Source organism: Marivivens donghaensis (assembly GCF_011806565.1).
GTDB lineage: Bacteria > Pseudomonadota > Alphaproteobacteria > Rhodobacterales > Rhodobacteraceae > Marivivens > Marivivens donghaensis_A.
In genome coordinates, this window is sequence record NZ_JAATOP010000004.1 from 69,864 (window position 1) to 85,012 (window position 15,149).

16 protein-coding genes are annotated in these 15,149 nt (G+C 61.4%); 12 read left to right on the forward strand and 4 right to left on the reverse strand.

Translation table 11 applies throughout. The features are described 5' to 3' along the window. Window positions 1-32: 32 nt before the first annotated feature. Window positions 33-401, reverse strand: a complete 369-nt coding sequence (locus tag HCZ30_RS07245) for a helix-turn-helix domain-containing protein (RefSeq protein WP_167637614.1) — start codon at window positions 399-401, stop codon at window positions 33-35. Between the two features lie 247 nt (window positions 402-648). On the opposite strand from HCZ30_RS07245, the gene HCZ30_RS07250 reads away from it, so the two are divergent. Then, window positions 649-1,605, forward strand: coding sequence for an NADPH:quinone oxidoreductase family protein (locus tag HCZ30_RS07250; protein WP_167637615.1), 957 nt, complete (start codon window positions 649-651; stop codon window positions 1,603-1,605). Here the strand turns inward: HCZ30_RS07250 and HCZ30_RS07255 are convergent. Further along, window positions 1,595-2,452, reverse strand: coding sequence for a LysR family transcriptional regulator (locus tag HCZ30_RS07255; RefSeq protein WP_348640361.1), 858 nt, complete (start codon window positions 2,450-2,452; stop codon window positions 1,595-1,597). The genes HCZ30_RS07250 and HCZ30_RS07255 overlap by 11 nt on opposite strands. A gap of 108 nt (window positions 2,453-2,560) precedes the next feature. On the opposite strand from HCZ30_RS07255, the gene HCZ30_RS07260 reads away from it, so the two are divergent. From HCZ30_RS07260 to HCZ30_RS07275, 4 genes are all read left to right on the forward strand, one after another. Beyond that, window positions 2,561-2,782: a DUF1127 domain-containing protein gene (locus HCZ30_RS07260; RefSeq protein ID WP_167637617.1), complete on the forward strand. Its 222-nt coding sequence runs from the start codon at window positions 2,561-2,563 to the stop codon at window positions 2,780-2,782. 93 nt (window positions 2,783-2,875) lie between these two features. Beyond that, a complete protein-coding gene (locus HCZ30_RS07265) occupies window positions 2,876-3,613 on the forward strand; it encodes a Bax inhibitor-1/YccA family protein (RefSeq protein ID WP_167637618.1) in 738 nt (245 codons plus the stop codon). Window positions 3,614-3,754: 141 nt separating this feature from the next. Next, window positions 3,755-5,089 (forward strand): 8-oxoguanine deaminase, encoded by a 1,335-nt coding sequence (locus HCZ30_RS07270; RefSeq protein WP_167637619.1) that lies wholly within the window; start codon window positions 3,755-3,757, stop codon window positions 5,087-5,089. Window positions 5,090-5,111: 22 nt separating this feature from the next. Beyond that, window positions 5,112-5,594 carry a CAP domain-containing protein gene (locus tag HCZ30_RS07275; RefSeq protein WP_167637620.1) on the forward strand — a complete coding sequence of 161 codons (483 nt, stop codon included), beginning with the start codon at window positions 5,112-5,114 and terminating at the stop codon, window positions 5,592-5,594. On the opposite strand, the gene guaD is transcribed toward HCZ30_RS07275, so the two are convergent. After that, complete coding sequence (gene guaD / locus HCZ30_RS07280; protein ID WP_167637621.1) at window positions 5,591-6,877, reverse strand: guanine deaminase; 1,287 nt, start codon at window positions 6,875-6,877, stop codon at window positions 5,591-5,593. The genes HCZ30_RS07275 and guaD overlap by 4 nt on opposite strands. Before the next feature lie 111 nt (window positions 6,878-6,988). Here guaD and mgtE point away from each other — a divergent pair, with 111 nt between their 5' ends. The 5 genes from mgtE (at window position 6,989) to HCZ30_RS07305 (ending at window position 12,520) form a co-directional block, all read left to right on the forward strand. Beyond that, the gene (gene mgtE / locus HCZ30_RS07285; protein WP_167637622.1) at window positions 6,989-8,362 is read left to right on the forward strand and encodes a magnesium transporter; all 1,374 of its coding nucleotides are present in this window, start codon (window positions 6,989-6,991) and stop codon (window positions 8,360-8,362) included. Beyond that, a complete protein-coding gene (locus tag HCZ30_RS07290) occupies window positions 8,359-8,916 on the forward strand; it encodes a 5-formyltetrahydrofolate cyclo-ligase (RefSeq protein ID WP_167637623.1) in 558 nt (185 codons plus the stop codon). Before mgtE ends, HCZ30_RS07290 begins: the two co-directional genes overlap by 4 nt. Window positions 8,917-9,026: 110 nt before the next feature. Then, entirely contained in the window at window positions 9,027-9,848 is an 822-nt protein-coding gene (locus HCZ30_RS07295; RefSeq protein WP_167637624.1) for a TIGR00282 family metallophosphoesterase, read from the forward strand. A gap of 67 nt (window positions 9,849-9,915) precedes the next feature. Continuing rightward, the gene (locus HCZ30_RS07300) at window positions 9,916-11,700 is read left to right on the forward strand and encodes an SLC13 family permease (protein ID WP_167637625.1); all 1,785 of its coding nucleotides are present in this window, start codon (window positions 9,916-9,918) and stop codon (window positions 11,698-11,700) included. Between the two features lie 76 nt (window positions 11,701-11,776). Then, complete coding sequence (locus tag HCZ30_RS07305; protein ID WP_167637626.1) at window positions 11,777-12,520, forward strand: YebC/PmpR family DNA-binding transcriptional regulator; 744 nt, start codon at window positions 11,777-11,779, stop codon at window positions 12,518-12,520. Window positions 12,521-12,623: 103 nt separating this feature from the next. Here HCZ30_RS07305 and HCZ30_RS07310 read toward each other — a convergent pair whose 3' ends face one another. Beyond that, window positions 12,624-13,499, reverse strand: coding sequence for a LysR family transcriptional regulator ArgP (locus HCZ30_RS07310; RefSeq protein ID WP_167637627.1), 876 nt, complete (start codon window positions 13,497-13,499; stop codon window positions 12,624-12,626). A 69-nt stretch (window positions 13,500-13,568) separates the two neighbouring features. Here HCZ30_RS07310 and HCZ30_RS07315 point away from each other — a divergent pair, with 69 nt between their 5' ends. Beyond that, on the forward strand, window positions 13,569-14,168 hold the full coding sequence (locus HCZ30_RS07315) for a LysE/ArgO family amino acid transporter (protein WP_167637628.1): 600 nt from the start codon (window positions 13,569-13,571) through the stop codon (window positions 14,166-14,168). A 38-nt stretch (window positions 14,169-14,206) separates the two neighbouring features. Beyond that, window positions 14,207-15,109: a DMT family transporter gene (locus HCZ30_RS07320; RefSeq protein ID WP_246212667.1), complete on the forward strand. Its 903-nt coding sequence runs from the start codon at window positions 14,207-14,209 to the stop codon at window positions 15,107-15,109. Window positions 15,110-15,149: the final 40 nt, after the last annotated feature.

Sequence of the window (15,149 nt, forward strand, 5' to 3'; positions counted from 1 at the left end):
GGTAACGCGGGTTTTGCCGAATGGTCAAGCTCTTAGGCAGCGTCGCTCAGCGCACGAGCGAGGTCGAACAGGCGACGACGCTGGGCTTCGGGGATCGCATAGTAGCTGCGCAGCAGCTCCAGAGCTTCCTTGTCCGAGAGAATATCACCCGGCATATCGGTCTGAGATTGTGCTTCGCCGCTGCCTTCGAGACCCTCGAAGAAGAAGGAAACGTCCACACCCAGAGCGTGGGCGATATCCCAAAGACGAGAAGCCGAAACACGGTTCATGCCGGTTTCGTATTTCTGGATCTGTTGGAATTTGATGCCTACTTTTTCAGCGAGCTGCTGTTGGGTGGTACCGTTCATCCAGCGGCGGTGGCGGATGCGCTTACCGACGTGTACATCGACCGGATGGCTCATATTTGAATTCCTTTTTAAACCCATCACCCCGACAGTGACCGCTGCCCCATCCAGCAGGCATACATCGTATGGGCGAATTTACTCTCTGCAATTAAGCACGTCATGGTTGCGTCCGCTACCTGACCTTTAGGACAGGTTGAGTGCTTTTTTGGTCCGCACTGATGGCATTTGCGATGTTTGGACACGTATTCGCAGTGTTACTCCTGCGATATAGGATAGGTTGCAAGAGTGAAGGAAAGGATCAGCCATGCGTGCGTTTCGGGTCACCTCGTTCGATCAACCTCCGCAGGTAGAGGAGATTCCTGTGCCGCAACCGCAAGCGGGCCAGATTCGACTCAAAATCGAGTCGTGCGGCGTTAATTTCGCCGACACGCTGATGACGACCGGAAAATATCAGGACACGCCAGAACTCCCGTTTACCATGGGCATGGAAGTGTGCGGGATTGTCGACGAATTGGGCGCAGGCGTGACGTCTCCCGCCGTGGGGTCTCGCGTCGTGGTTTACTGCGGTAGCGGCGGGATGGCCGACTACGGCGTGTTCGCCGCTGATCGCTGTCTGCCTGTACCGGACGGCATGCCGCCTGAAACCGCCGCCGGCTTCATGATTGCCTACGGCACCTCTCACCTCGCACTAAAGCGCCGCGCCCGTTTGCAGGCGGGTGAGACGCTCGTCGTCACTGGCGCAGGGGGCGGCGTTGGCCAAACCGCCATCGAGATCGGCAAACTGATGGGCGCCCGTGTCATCGCGATTGCCCGCGGTGAGCGCAAACTGGCAGCCGCGAAAGCGGCAGGCGCTGACGTTCTGATCGACGCAAGCGAAGACCTGACCGCCCGTCTGCGGGCCGAGGGCGGTGTCGATGTGGTCTATGACGCTGTTGGCGGTGATGCCTTCGGCCAAATCCTCCGCGCGATGAACCGTGAAGGGCGGATGCTGGTCATCGGCTTTGCCAGCGGCACGGTGCCACCGATCCCCGCGAACCATTTGCTGGTGAAGAATGTCGACGTGATGGGTTTCTATTGGGGCGGCTACGTCAAATTCAATCCCGAGGCGATGGACGAGAGCCTCAAGGAGCTAATGCAGTACTTTGCCGAAGGCCGTCTGCATCCGCACATCAACCACGTCGTGCCACTCTCCGATGCGCCCGAGGCGCTGGATCTGCTCACCAGCCGCCGCTCGACCGGAAAGGTTGTCGTCAATCCATGACCCCGTAGCCGCCCGTCAGCATCTCTGCCAATGCGGCGATGACGGCGGGCATACGGCTTTCGGACCAGTAGAGGTTCACGTTCGACACGCCAAGGTCGGGAAGGGTGCCGCCGTGGTCGATCGGTTCGAGTTGCTGCGGCCACGTCCCGTCCAGCATCGAATGCACGGCAAGGTCGGCGGAGACCGTGGCCTCGGATGACCGCGCCGAATCCGTTTCCAGCGCCATTTCCCACGGGATGTCCTCACGGTCGAGGATGCGCTGCGTCACCGACCTGAAGATACACGACCCTTCGTGAGCCAGCCGCAGCGGACGCTGTTTCCATGCCTGCCCATCGGGCGCACCGACCCACACGAGCGGGATGGAGCAAAGGCACCGCGCATCGGAGGGCGTATCGTACTCGGTGGTCAGCAGGACGTCGATCTCTCCACGAGAGAACTGCGCTTTCATTCGGCTGGTGAAGGACGAGATCAGCTTCACCTGCACACGCGGAAAATCGGTCGCGAACTGCCGTAGAATCGGCGGCAGGACGGGGTAGACAATGTCGTGCGGCACACCGAGGACGATTTCGCCCTCGTATTCGTTGGCCGTTAGACGTCCCAAAGCCTCGTCATTCAGCTCCAACATACGCCGCGCATAGCCCAACAATTGCTCCCCCGAAGGGGTCAGTGCGATACCGCGCCCGCTACGATCCAGAAGGCTGAGGTTCAGCGCTTCTTCTAGTCTTTTCAACTGCATGGAGACCGCCGACTGCGTCAGGTTGAGCAGGCCGGCTGCCCGTGTGACGCCGCCTGTTTCGGCAACGGTCAGAAAGGCGCGCAGGGCGGTGAGGTCCATGTTTCGCGGCACATCACAATCCTTGATGATTGGGTTGATGAACATTCATTTTCGTTAATCATGGAGCTGCTCTAGATAGATGTCAAACACCGAGTCCACATCTGTTGCGAGAGTGCCGCCATGACCTTCATCTCCATCCCTCTGTCGCGCCGCCAGCCTGTCATGCAGCGCCTTGTTTCCTTTGTTTCTCGTGCCCGCGCCGTCGCCCGTTCGCGCCGCCAGCTTGCCGGTCTGACCGACGACCAGCTCTGCGATATCGGCCTGAGCCGTGCCGAAGCGGTGCAGGAAGCGAACCGTTCCGTTTGGGACGCAGAGGACGCATGGTATCGCGCGCGCGGATAATGCGCGCGCAAGTACTTGAAAGCTAAGTCCGGATTGCCAATATTGGTGGGGATACCCATTAACGGGTAAACCTATTAACCTTTGGAGGGAACAATGGCTGATTTCCGCACGATGCGCGGCACTGCAGGTGTCCGCACCGCGGCAATTGACGAAGGGCTGCGCGCTCACATGAACAAGGTATACGCGACGATGTCTGTTGGCACGTTGCTGACCTTCCTCGTTGCATGGGCAGTGGGCACTAACCCGCAATTGCTCTCCGTGCTGCGCGACCCGATGACTCTGCAGCCGAACATCCTTGGTTGGATCGTCATGTTCGCGCCGCTCGGCATGATCTTCATGTTTGGCGCTGCGGTTAACCGCCTCTCCGCCGCCGGTGCGCAGCTGTTCTTCTACGTCTTCGCGTCCGTAATGGGCCTGTCGATGGCTTGGATCTTCGTCGCTTTCACCGGCACGTCGATCGCGCAGGTCTTCCTCGTTACGTCGATCGCATTCGCGGGTCTGTCGCTCTATGGCTACGTTACCAAGCGTGACCTGTCGGCAATGGGTTCGTTCCTCGTCATGGGCCTGATCGGTATTCTGGTCGCCATGATCGTGAACATCTTCCTCGCGTCGTCGGCTCTGCAGTTCGCGATCACCATCCTCGGTGTTCTGATCTTCGCCGGTCTGACCGCGTATGACACCCAGAAGATCAAGACCGACTACATCCAGCACGCACATGCGATGGACGAGGAATGGCTCGGCAAAGCTGCCATCATGGGCGCTCTGAACCTCTACCTCGACTTCATCAACATGTTCATGTTCCTGCTGCAACTTTTCGGCAACCGCGAATAATTTTCGCAACATGACCAAGTTCAAGGCCGCCTTTGGGCGGCCTTTTCTTTTGCGCGGGGTGCTGTAAAAAAACCCTATACCGCGTCCTTGCCCTTTCTGGCGGTATTCTTGCAAAGGCCGAAGGGGTTCAAAGGAGGCGACATGACACCCAGCATAGTCATCAAGAATGCAACGATCCTGACCATGGACGACAACGGGCGTGAACTTGTCGGCGATATCCTGATCGAAGGGGGCGTCATCACCCGCATCGAAAAGGGCATCTTTGCCCCGAACGCTCGGATCGTGCAGGCGGATGGTTGTCTGGTGACGCCGGGGCTCGTGAATACCCATCACCACCTCTATCAGACGCTGACCCGCGCTGTGCCGGGGGGGCAGGATGCGCTGCTGTTCGGCTGGCTCAAGACGCTCTATCCGATCTGGTCGCGTTTCGGGCCTGAGGAGATGTATGTCTCCGCATCCATCGGCTTGGCGGAGCTGGCGCTTTCTGGCTGCACCCTGACCTCCGACCATTTGTACCTCTACCCCAACGGCTCGCGGCTTGATGACACCATCGCGGCGGCGCAGGACATCGGGATGCGTTTCCACCCGACGCGCGGCGCGATGAGCATCGGGGAGAGCAAAGGGGGTCTCCCGCCCGACAGTCTGGTCGAGGACGAAGTTGCCATCCTCGAAGACTGCATCCGCGTTGTTGACGAATTCCATGACCCGAGCGAGGGCTCCATGGTGCGCGTCGGCATCGCACCCTGTTCGCCGTTTTCGGTGAGCCGCGATCTGATGCGGGACGCAGCCCTGCTTGCCCGCGATAAGGGCGTGATGCTGCACACTCACCTTGCCGAAAATGACGAGGACATCGCCTATTCGCTGGAAACCTTCGGTTGCAGACCGGGGCAGTACGCGGAAGACCTCGGTTGGACGGGGCCGGATGTGTGGCACGCGCACTGCGTGAAGCTCGATGGTTCGGAAATTGAAATGTTTGCCCACTCGCGGACGGGAGTTGCCCACTGTCCATGTTCGAATTGTCGCCTTGGCTCCGGCATCGCGCCGCTGCGAGAGATGCGGGATGCGGGCGTTCCGGTGGGCCTCGGGGTTGATGGATCGGCCAGCAATGACGCGGGCAACCTGATCGCCGAGGCGCGTCAGGCGATGCTGCTACAGCGGGTGGCCAAGGGCGCCGATGCGATGAGCGCCCGCGAAGCCATGTGGATCGCCACGCGCGGCGGGGCAGAGGCGCTGGGACGTCACGATTGCGGTTGGCTGGGCGCGGGCCAACGTGCCGACATCGCGATCTGGGACATGAACGGGGTCGAGGCCGCGGGCAGCTGGGACAAGGCCGCCATCCTGCTGGCTGGTCCGATGCAGGCCAAACACGTTTTCGTCGAAGGACGTCAGGTTGTGGCGGACGGAATTGTGACAACCATAGACCTGCCCGATATGATATCACGCCAGAACCAACTGGCGCTGGCACTGATGGACTAGCGCCCAAGCTATTAGGGGCACTATGAAAAAGCTACTCGCCGCGGCGGGCCTGAGCCTGCTTGCGGCCTGCCAGATCGTCACGATCGGACCGGACGGCAATGTCGTCGCCGAAGCGCAGGAACCCGTCACCATCACGCCTGCAACGACGGGCATCGGTGCGTTGCTGGTCGCCGAACGCAGGGTTCAGGGGCTCGGCCCGATGGAGGAAAGCCCGCTGCTGTCCCGCGTTGCCGAAGCGCACGCGAAGGATATGCTCGCGCGCGGCTATTTCGGTCACGAAAACCCCGAAGGGCAGAGCGCATGGCAACGCGGCACGGCCGCAGGCTATTGTTCGTTCGTGATTTCCGAAAACCTCGGGGCAGGGGACATCAGCCAAGCAGGTATGGTGGCCGAGTGGATGGCCTCGAGCGGTCACCGCAAAAACATCCTCGACCCGCGCTTCGCCCGTTATGGCTTTGCCCGCGTCGAGGATTACTGGGTTCTGATGCTGGCAGCCGCCTGCTAGACCTTTTTACCCGCGATCCAGACGTCGCGAATGGCGCGGTCGTCGCCCATCATTACGGTGGGGAAGATCGCGTCCCAGATATGCTCGGCGCGGTTGGTGCGCTGGGCAATCGCGGGGGTGGAGGCAAGGTCGAGCACGGTGATATCCGCCGCCGCACCCACGTTGAGCGAGCCGATCTGGCCGCTCATGTGAAGCGCGTTCGCCGAGCCTTCGGTCGCGAGCCACATCAGTTGCGCGGGGTGGATCGCTTCGCCGCGTAGCTGGCCGACCTCGTAGGCCGCGCCCATCGTCCGCAGCATGGAGAAATTCGAGCCGCCGCCCGTATCCGTGGCAAGGCCGGTGCGGATATTCGTCTGTGACAGACCGATCATGTCGAACAGGCCGGAGCCGATGAACGTATTGGACGTCGGGCAGTGAACGACCGATGCGCCGACCTCGGACAGGCGGGCTTTCTCGCGGTCGGTCAGGTGGATCGCGTGACCATAGAGGCCGCGCTCGCCCAGCAGGCCGAAGCGTTCGTACGTATCCAGATAATCACGGCAATCGGGGAACAGCGAGGCGACCCATTCCAGCTCCGGCAATTGCTCGGACAGGTGGGTTTGCATCGGGACTTCGGGATGTTCGGCCCAGAGCGCGCCGAGAGCCGCAAGTTGTTCAGGCGTCGAGGTCGGAGAGAAACGCGGCGTGATGCAGTAGGTCGCGCGGCCTTTGCCGTGCCATTTCTCCAGCAGGGCCTTGCTGTCTTCGTATGCCGATTGCGCGGTGTCTCGCAGGGTGTCGGGCGCATTGCGGTCCATGCAGGTCTTGCCCGCGATCACCGCCATATTGCGGTCGGCCGCCGCCCCAAAGAACGCGTCCACGGACTCGGGGTGGATCGTGCAGAAACTGGTCAGCGTCGTCGTGCCGTGCGCCAGCGCCAGATCGAGCGTCCGTCCGGCAACATCCGCCGCATAAGCGGCATCCGCAAAGCGGCTTTCTTCGGGGAACGTGTAGGTGTTCAGCCAGTCGATCAGCTGCTTGCCCCACGACGCGATAATACCGGTCTGGGGATAGTGCATATGCGCATCGACAAAGCCCGCCGAAATCAGGCCGTCACCATAGTCGGTCACGGGCGCATCGGGATGGTCGCGGCGCAGGTCATCGCCTTCGCCGACGGCGGTGATCTTGCCGTCTTCGACCAGCACACCACCCCTCCGGGAATGGTGGGTCACGGTGTCCCAATCGGCGGTAAATGGATTGCCTGAAAAGCGGAGCGTTTGCCCCAGAAGGAGTTGTTTTGTCATGCCCGCAGATTAGGTCCTCGGCTCGGGAAGGTAAATCTGGCAAAAACCGTAAGTCGCTGTTGTGACGGGACGATGTTTCGCTATGTTGAGCCCAAATTGAAGGGGGTGCGCATGACCGAACACCTTGATGAAAACGAAGACGAGGCATTCGGTGTGACCGAAACGCTCGTGGACGAGGTCCTTGAAGCTGTCGAAGCCGGCGACGCGGCGCAGATCGACCAGCTTCTTGATCCGTTGCACCCTGCCGACATCGCGCACCTGATCGAACAGGTCGATGCCAGCGAGCGCCGCGACCTTCTGAATGTCTGGAACGGTATCGACGGTGATATCCTCTCGGAACTGGATGACGGTATCCGTGAAGAGATCATCGAGAACCTTGCGCCCAGCCAGCTGGCCGAGGCGGTCCGCGATCTGGAATCGGACGACGTCGTCGACCTTGTCGAATACCTCGACGAAGAACAGCAGGAAGCGGTTCTGGGGGCCCTCGAAGGTGCCGACCGTGTGGTCGTCGAAAAGGCGCTTGCCTATCCTGAAGAATCCGCCGGTCGTCACATGCAGGTTGAGGTCGTGCAGGCCCCCGAGCATTGGACCGTCGGCCAGATGATCGACTATCTGCGATCCGAGGACGTGGAGCTGCCCGACCAGTTCTACCATGTCATCCTTGTCGACGCGCGGATCAAACCCGTGGCATATGTGACGCTCGGACGTGTGCTGTCGGCCCGCCGCGACACGCCGCTGCGCGATATCGCCGAAGAAAGTTTCCGCACGTTCAACATCGAAGACCCCGTCGGTGATGTGGCCCATGCGTTCAACCACTACCACCTGATCTCTGCGCCCGTTGTGGACAATGATGACCGTCTGGTCGGTGTGATCACTATCGACGACGCGATGATCCTGCTCGACGAGGAACACGAGGAAGACATCCTCCGCCTCGCTGGTGTGGGTGAGGGTAGTCTGACCGACACCGTCATCGAGACGACCAAGCAGCGTATGCCGTGGCTGGCTGTGAACCTGGTTACGGCTGTGCTGGCGTCGGGCGTCATCGGTTTGTTCGAGGATGCGATTTCCGCCATCGTGGCGCTCGCGGTACTGATGCCTATCGTTGCGTCGATGGGCGGCAACGCAGGAACGCAGTCGCTGACCGTTGCGGTGCGTGCGATTGCCACCCGCGCCCTGACGGGCTCGAACGTCTGGCGTGTTATCCGCCGCGAATTGCTGGTGGGGGCGGTCAACGGCGTCCTGTTCGCGGTTGTGCTCGGCATCTTTGGCTTCGCGTGGTTCGGCAGTCCGATGCTCGGCGTCGTGCTGGCTGCCGCAATGATCATCAACTTGGTCGTTGCGGGCCTCGCAGGGACGGGCATCCCTGTCATTCTGGAGAAGCTGGGGATCGACCCCGCGCTGGCTTCGGGAGCATTCGTGACCACCATGACCGACGTCGTAGGCTTCTTCGCCTTCTTGGGCCTCGCGAGCGTGGTTCTGCTTTGACGTCGCTGGACGACCAGAAAGCCGCCGCGCGTAAGGCGGCTTTTGCCCGCCGCAAGGTCGCGCATCAGGCTGGGTTGGGTACGTCGGCGCATCTGTCGGAGATCCTCGCGGGCTATCGCGGTGTGCCGCTCGCGGGCTACATGCCGATCCGCACCGAGATCGACCCGCTTCCCGCGATGGAAGAAGCCGCCGCCCACGGGCCGGTCGGCGTTCCGGTCATCATGGGCGAAGCGCAGCCGCTGAAGTTCCGCCAGTGGGAGCCGGGGTGCAAGCTCGTCTCCGGCCCATTCGGCGCGATGATCCCCGAAGAGGGTGACTGGATCGAGCCTGAAATCCTCATCGTGCCGCTGGTCGCGTTTTCGCGCAGCGGTGGGCGCCTTGGGTACGGAGGTGGGTTCTATGACCGCACGCTGGAATTGTTGCGGTCCAAGCGCGCTACGATGGCGATCGGGTTTGCCTACACGGCGCAGGAAGACGCGGATATCCCGCTGGAGCCTGTGGATCAGCCGCTCGACATGATCGTGACCGAGGCCGGAATTATCGACATCCCGTAGGGTAGGGGCGCTGCCCCTCTGGCCCTGCGGGCCATTCACCCCGGGATATTTGTGGCACAAAGGCAGAGCAGCCGCTTGCGCATTCTGTGCGCCGGGCCTAGGGAGAGCGCATGAAAATCCTGTTTCTTGGCGATGTCGTGGGCCGTGCCGGCCGAACTGCGGTTGTGGAAAGACTTCCGAAGCTGCGTGAGGCGTGGAAGCTCGACTTTGTTGTCGTGAATGGCGAGAATTCGACGCGCGGCATGGGGCTTTCCGGCGAGCACGCCAAGGAAATTCTGGATGCGGGCGCGGATGTCATCACGCTGGGCGATCATGCGTTCGACCAGAAGGACATGATGACGTTCTGCGAGAATGAACCGCGCATTATCCGTCCGCTGAACATCTCCAAGGTCGCTCCAGGACGTGGTGCGCGGGTGTTCCAAGCAAAGCGCGGACAGAAGGTTCTGATCACGCAGGTTCTGGGCCGTGTGTTCATGAAGCAGCCCTATGATGATCCGTTCTCGGCGCTGGACCAGACATTGAAGCAGTTTCCGCTGGGTGGTCTCGTGCAGGCGTCGCTGGTGGATATTCACTGCGAGGCGACAAGCGAGAAGATGGGCGTTGGTCATTACTGTGATGGCCGCGCGTCGGTTGTTGTGGGCACCCACACGCACGTTCCGACCGGTGATGCGCAGATTTTGCCGTCTGGCACAGCGTTCCAATCCGACGCGGGCATGTGCGGCGACTATGACAGCGTGATCGGTATGAACAAGGCCGAGCCCATGCGCCGTTTCATCACCGGCATGAACAAAGGCCGCTTCGAGCCTGCGATGGGGGACGTCACGCTTTGCGGCCTGTATGTCGAAACCGATGACAGAACAGGCAAAGCGACCCGTGTCGAGATGGTTCGCAACGGTGGACGCCTTGCAGCGTCGGGTCCGTCGCCGGTCTGAGAGCGGAAACACTTGTCAGGTGAGTGCCGCACCCCTTAGAAGGGCGTTTGACTAGTCCGGTGTTCCAATGATCTCACTGTTTGATTTGCCCGAAGTGGCAAATGCTTACATCGCCCTCGCCGTGGTTGTGGGCATGTTTATCATGTTCCTGCGCGAAGCCTATCCGACCGAGGTTGTGGCCATCGGCGGTGTCGCCGTTCTGCTGCTGACTGGCGTTCTGCCCTATCAGATGGCCGTGGACTCGCTGGCCAACCCTGCGCCTTGGACGATTGCTGCGATGTTTATCGTCATGGGTGCCTTGGTGCGGACCGGTGCGCTCAATGTGATGACCGGCTTTGCCCAAGGCTATGCGGAGAGCCATCCGAGGCTCGCGATTGTCGGGTTGATGCTGTTCGTGGTCGTGTCCTCGGCCTTTGTGAACAACACCCCTGTGGTCGTTGTGATGCTGCCGGTATTTGTTCACATCGCGAGGACGTTGAACGTTTCGGCGTCGAAGCTGCTGATCCCGTTGTCTTATGGCGCGATTATCGGCGGTACGACGACGCTGATCGGTACGTCGACGAACCTTCTTGTTGACGGTGTCGCGCGTAAGCAAGGTCTGGAGCCGTTCGGTATTTTCGAGATCGCGCCGCTGGGTCTGATCCTGACCGCGTTTGTGATGGTTTACCTCGTGACTATCGGGCGCAAGCTGCTGCCGGATCGAACCAGTATGGCAACGCTGCTGTCCGACCGTTCCAAAATGCGCTTCTTTACCGAAGCCGTGATCCCGCCGGATTCGAACCTGATCGGGCGCGAAGTCACCGGCGTTCAGCTTTTCAAACGTGACGGCGTGCGTCTGATAGACGTGGTGCGCGGTGATGCCTCGCTGCGCCGTGACCTTGAGGGCGTCGAGCTTCAGGTCGGTGACCGCGTGGTTCTGCGGACCCAGATGACAGAGTTGCTGAGCCTTCAGCGCAATCGGGAACTGCGCCGCGTGGATCAGGTCTCTGCTGTTGAAACGACCACGGTCGAGGTGCTGATCGCGCCGGATTCGCGCATGGTCGGCCGCCGTCTGGGAGATCTGCGTTTGCGCCGCCGTTTCGGTGTGTATGTGCTCGCCGTTCACCGCCGGGATAAAAACATCGGTCGCCAGATGGACGACCTGATCGTGCGGGTGGGGGACACGCTGCTGCTCGAAGGCTCGCCGGAAGATATCCAGCGCCTCGCCTCCGAAATGCGACTGGGCGACGTGTCCAAGCCGTCTGCCCGCGAATTCCGCCGGAGCCATGCGCCGATCGCGATTGCTGCAATGGTGGGCATCGTGGCCCTGGCCGCGCTTGAGATCGCGCCGATCCTGCTGCTCGCGATGATCGCGGTGGCCATTGTGTTGCTAACCAGGTGTATCGATGCGGACGAGGCGTTCGAGCATGTGGACGGCGCGCTCCTCGCGCTGATCTTCGCGATGCTTGCCGTGGGGGCCGCGCTCGATGCGTCCGGTGCGGTGGAGCTGATCGGCAATGCGTTGGCGCCCTATATGATGGACCTGCCGCCGTACCTCGTGATCTTCGCGCTTTATTCGCTGTCGATGGTTCTTACCGAGCTTGTGTCCAACAACGCGGTGGGCGTGGTGATGACCCCGATTGCCATCGGGCTCGCCAATGCGCTGGGCTACGATCCGCGCCCCTTCGTGGTGGCGGTGATGTTCGCGGCCTCTGCCAGCTTCTCGACCCCCATCGGCTATCAGACCAACACGCTGGTCTACGGTCCGGGCGGGTACAAGTTCAGCGACTTCCTCAAGGTCGGTGTGCCGCTCAACATCTCGCTCGCGGTCATATCTTCGCTACTGATCCCGCTGATCTGGCCGCTTTCATAGGGCCAAGGCTTGCAGCACCCCATGGCGCTGACATATAGAGGCGCGAACCCGAGAATAAGCACAGAAGAGGTCCCCGATGGCCGGCCATAGTAAATGGGCTAACATTCAGCACCGCAAAGGGCGTCAGGACGCCGCGCGCTCCAAGCTGTTTTCCAAGCTGTCCAAAGAAATCACCGTCGCCGCCAAGATGGGCGACCCCGATCCCGAAAAGAACCCGCGTCTCCGTCTGGCGGTGAAGGCTGCGAAATCGCAGTCGATGCCGAAGGACGTGATCGACCGCGCCATCAAGAAATCGATGGCTGGCGATGCGGCGGACTACACCGAGATCCGTTACGAAGGTTACGGCGCAGGCGGTATCGCGATCATCGTCGAAGCGATGACCGACAACATCAACCGCACCGCGTCGAACGTCCGCTCGACCTTCACCAAGCACGGCGGCAACCTCGGCACCACCGGTTCGGTGTCGTTCAGCTTCGACCGTGTTGGCGAGATCATCTACGATAAGTCGGTCGGCGATGAAGACACCGTCATGATGGCCGCTCTCGAAGCGGGCGCAGACGACGTCGAGACCGATGACGATGCGCACTACGTCTACTGCGCCATGGAAAGCTTCTCGGACGTCTCGGACGCGCTGGAGGCCGAGCTGGGCGAAGCCAAGGACACCAAACTGATCTGGAAGCCGCAGTCGCGCACCATGGTCGATCTGGAAACCGCGCAGAAGCTGATGAAGCTGATCGATACACTCGAAGACGATGATGACGTGCAGAACGTCACCGCGAACTTCGACGTTCCGGACGATGTGGCAGCCGAGCTTGGCTGATCGACCCGTTCAGGTTTGAATAATGCGACGCCTTCGGGCGTCGTTTTTATTTGCGGGGTGGGGCGCTGCCCCCTTGGCCTGTGGCCAATTCCCCCGAGGTATTTCAGTCAGAATGAAGAGGCAGCAGCGCTGACTTGGCCTGTTTGCGGATGGCTGCGGTGAGGTTCGCGAGCGGGCGGGCGACGAGGCGGCTGATCTGCCAGTGGAGCGGGGTTAGGAGCGGATCGCCTAGGTCGATGAGTTTGCCCGTTTTGATGAGATCGTCGACAAGGTGGGACGGGTTCATACCCCAGCCGAGGCCGAGCAGGCAGGCGTCGACGAAGGCGTGGGATGACGCGATGTGGTGGGCGTTGAGCGAGACGGGTTTTCCGGTGCGGCGGGAAAGCCAACGAGATTGCAGGGCGTCTTTTTTGTTGAAGACGAGGGCTGGTGCGGAGGCAATGGCCTCGGGCGTGATGCCGTTCGGGAAATGGCGTTGTACGAATGCGGGCGATGCTGTGGCGCGGTATTCGAGAGCACCCAGGGGGAAGCTGTCGCAGCCTTGGACGGGGCCTGCATCTGATGTGATGGCGGCGGACACCTCGCCGTTTCGCAGCCAGTCGGCGGAGTGGTCTTGATCGTCGATCAACAGGTCGTAGAGCAAGTCGTGGCCCGTCAGCGCGGGCAGGAACCATGTGGCGAGGCTGTCGGCGTTGACCGCGATGCGCAGGTGGGTGGGGGCGGTGGCTTCGCCCAGTTCCTCTGCCAACGCTTTGTCGAGGAGTGAGATGTCTTGGAAATGGCGGGCGAGGCGGGCACCGGTATCGGTGGCGGTGCAGGGCGTTCCGCGTCGGATAAGGGTGGTGCCGGTGCGTTCCTCAAGCGCCTTGATCCGTTGAGAGATCGCAGAGGGCGTGACGGACAAAGCCGCAGCGGCTGCGTCGAACGAGCCGAGGCGGATGACGGCGGAAAGGGCGGCGAGTTGGGCTTTGTCAAACATTAGCAGCACTAATCCAAGGTCAGTTTAATTCATTTGGCTAATGAATACGGGGGCGGTAGGTCAAGCGCTATGGAACTCTGGATCGGATTTCGGACAGGCTTTGCCCTGATCCTCGCTATCGGTGCGCAGAATGCCTTTGTCTTGCGGCAGGGTATCCGGCGCGAACATGTTTGGGCTGTCGTGCTGGTGTGTGCGGTGTCGGACGCGCTGCTGATCTCGCTCGGGGTCAGCGGGCTGGGAAAGCTGGTCGAGGCGATGCCTTGGTTGTTCCCCGTGATGCGCTGGGGCGGGGCGGCGTTTCTGATCGTGTATGGCGCGAGGGCGATGATCGCTGCGTGGAAGGGTGGAGAGGCGATGGAGGCAGATGCGCAGGGCGCCGTGCCGCTGGGCAAGGTCATCGCGACCTGCCTGATGTTCACGTGGCTGAACCCGCATGTCTATCTGGACACGGTGCTACTGGTCGGCTCGATTTCCACCCAGTTTCCGGGGCACGAGTGGGAGTTCGGCGCGGGCGCCATGCTGGCCTCCTTCGTGTTCTTCGGAATGCTGGGTTTCGGCGCAAGGCTGGTTGCGCCGCTGTTTGCTAATCCGACCGCGTGGCGGGTGCTCGATGTGATCGTGGGGCTGATGATGTGGTCCGTCGCTGCAAACCTGATTGTGCGGGGATAGTCATTGTCAGTGCCCGCGATCAGGCGCAAAGGTGGCGCATGAATACGCCATCTCAGGACCGCCCGCTTCAGGGTATTTTGTGGATGCTGGTGACGGTCGGCTGTTTCGTCGTCGTCAACGGCATCGTTCGTTATCTCGGCACATCGCTGCCAGCACCACAGTCGGCGTTCATTCGCTTTGCGTGGGGCGTGCTGTTCCTGCTGCCGTTCGTAAAGAAGGTCTTCGCGCTGGAGATCGGCGCAAAGGGCTGGAGCATGTTCGGCCTGCGCACCGTTCTGCATATCGCTGCGGTCTGCTTGTGGTTCTACGCGATGGCCCGCCTGACGATGGCCGAGGTGACGGCCATCGGCTACCTCAACCCGATTGTGGTGACCCTCGGCGCGGCGCTACTTCTTGGTGAAGGCTTCGCGTGGCGGAGGATGGCGGCGATTGTCGTGGCTGTGATCGGCGCGCTGATCGTCCTGCGACCGGGTGTGCGAGAGATCACCAGTGGTCACTTTGCTCAGCTCGGCGCGGCGCTGTGTTTCGGATCGTCCTATCTGGTTGCCAAGCAGCTGACCAAGCTTGCGCCGCCGTCGGTGGTGGTGGCGATCCTGACAGGTAGCGTGACGCTGGGCCTTGCGCCCTTGGCTTATGCCGTGTGGGAGCCGGTGACGCTGGAGCAGGTGCTGTGGCTCGGCGGTGTCGCGGTGTTTGCGACCTGCGGGCACTACACCATGACAAGGGCATTTGCGGCAGCGCCGATGACCGTGACGCAGCCTGTGACGTTCCTCCAGCTTGTGTGGGCGACGCTGCTCGGCGCGTTGATTTTCCACGAGCCGGTTGATCCTTACGTGCTGCTCGGCGGTGCGCTGATTGTGGGCGGTATCAGCTACATGACGTGGCGCGAGGCTGTGCTGCGGCGGCGGATCACGCCAGTGCAGCCGCTGACCAAAGTCTAGGCTACCAAAAGGAACGCCGGACCCGATGGGCCCGGCGTAT

Coding starts and splice junctions, on each gene's coding strand:
- HCZ30_RS07245 (WP_167637614.1), bottom strand. CDS start 401: ATGAGCCATCCGGTCGATGTACACGTCGGTAAGCGCATCCGCCACCGC.
- HCZ30_RS07250 (WP_167637615.1), top strand. CDS start 649: ATGCGTGCGTTTCGGGTCACCTCGTTCGATCAACCTCCGCAGGTAGAG.
- HCZ30_RS07260 (WP_167637617.1), top strand. CDS start 2,561: ATGACCTTCATCTCCATCCCTCTGTCGCGCCGCCAGCCTGTCATGCAG.
- HCZ30_RS07265 (WP_167637618.1), top strand. CDS start 2,876: ATGGCTGATTTCCGCACGATGCGCGGCACTGCAGGTGTCCGCACCGCG.
- HCZ30_RS07270 (WP_167637619.1), top strand. CDS start 3,755: ATGACACCCAGCATAGTCATCAAGAATGCAACGATCCTGACCATGGAC.
- HCZ30_RS07275 (WP_167637620.1), top strand. CDS start 5,112: ATGAAAAAGCTACTCGCCGCGGCGGGCCTGAGCCTGCTTGCGGCCTGC.
- guaD (WP_167637621.1), bottom strand. CDS start 6,877: ATGACAAAACAACTCCTTCTGGGGCAAACGCTCCGCTTTTCAGGCAAT.
- mgtE (WP_167637622.1), top strand. CDS start 6,989: ATGACCGAACACCTTGATGAAAACGAAGACGAGGCATTCGGTGTGACC.
- HCZ30_RS07295 (WP_167637624.1), top strand. CDS start 9,027: ATGAAAATCCTGTTTCTTGGCGATGTCGTGGGCCGTGCCGGCCGAACT.
- HCZ30_RS07300 (WP_167637625.1), top strand. CDS start 9,916: ATGATCTCACTGTTTGATTTGCCCGAAGTGGCAAATGCTTACATCGCC.
- HCZ30_RS07305 (WP_167637626.1), top strand. CDS start 11,777: ATGGCCGGCCATAGTAAATGGGCTAACATTCAGCACCGCAAAGGGCGT.
- HCZ30_RS07310 (WP_167637627.1), bottom strand. CDS start 13,499: ATGTTTGACAAAGCCCAACTCGCCGCCCTTTCCGCCGTCATCCGCCTC.
- HCZ30_RS07315 (WP_167637628.1), top strand. CDS start 13,569: ATGGAACTCTGGATCGGATTTCGGACAGGCTTTGCCCTGATCCTCGCT.
- HCZ30_RS07320 (WP_246212667.1), top strand. CDS start 14,207: ATGAATACGCCATCTCAGGACCGCCCGCTTCAGGGTATTTTGTGGATG.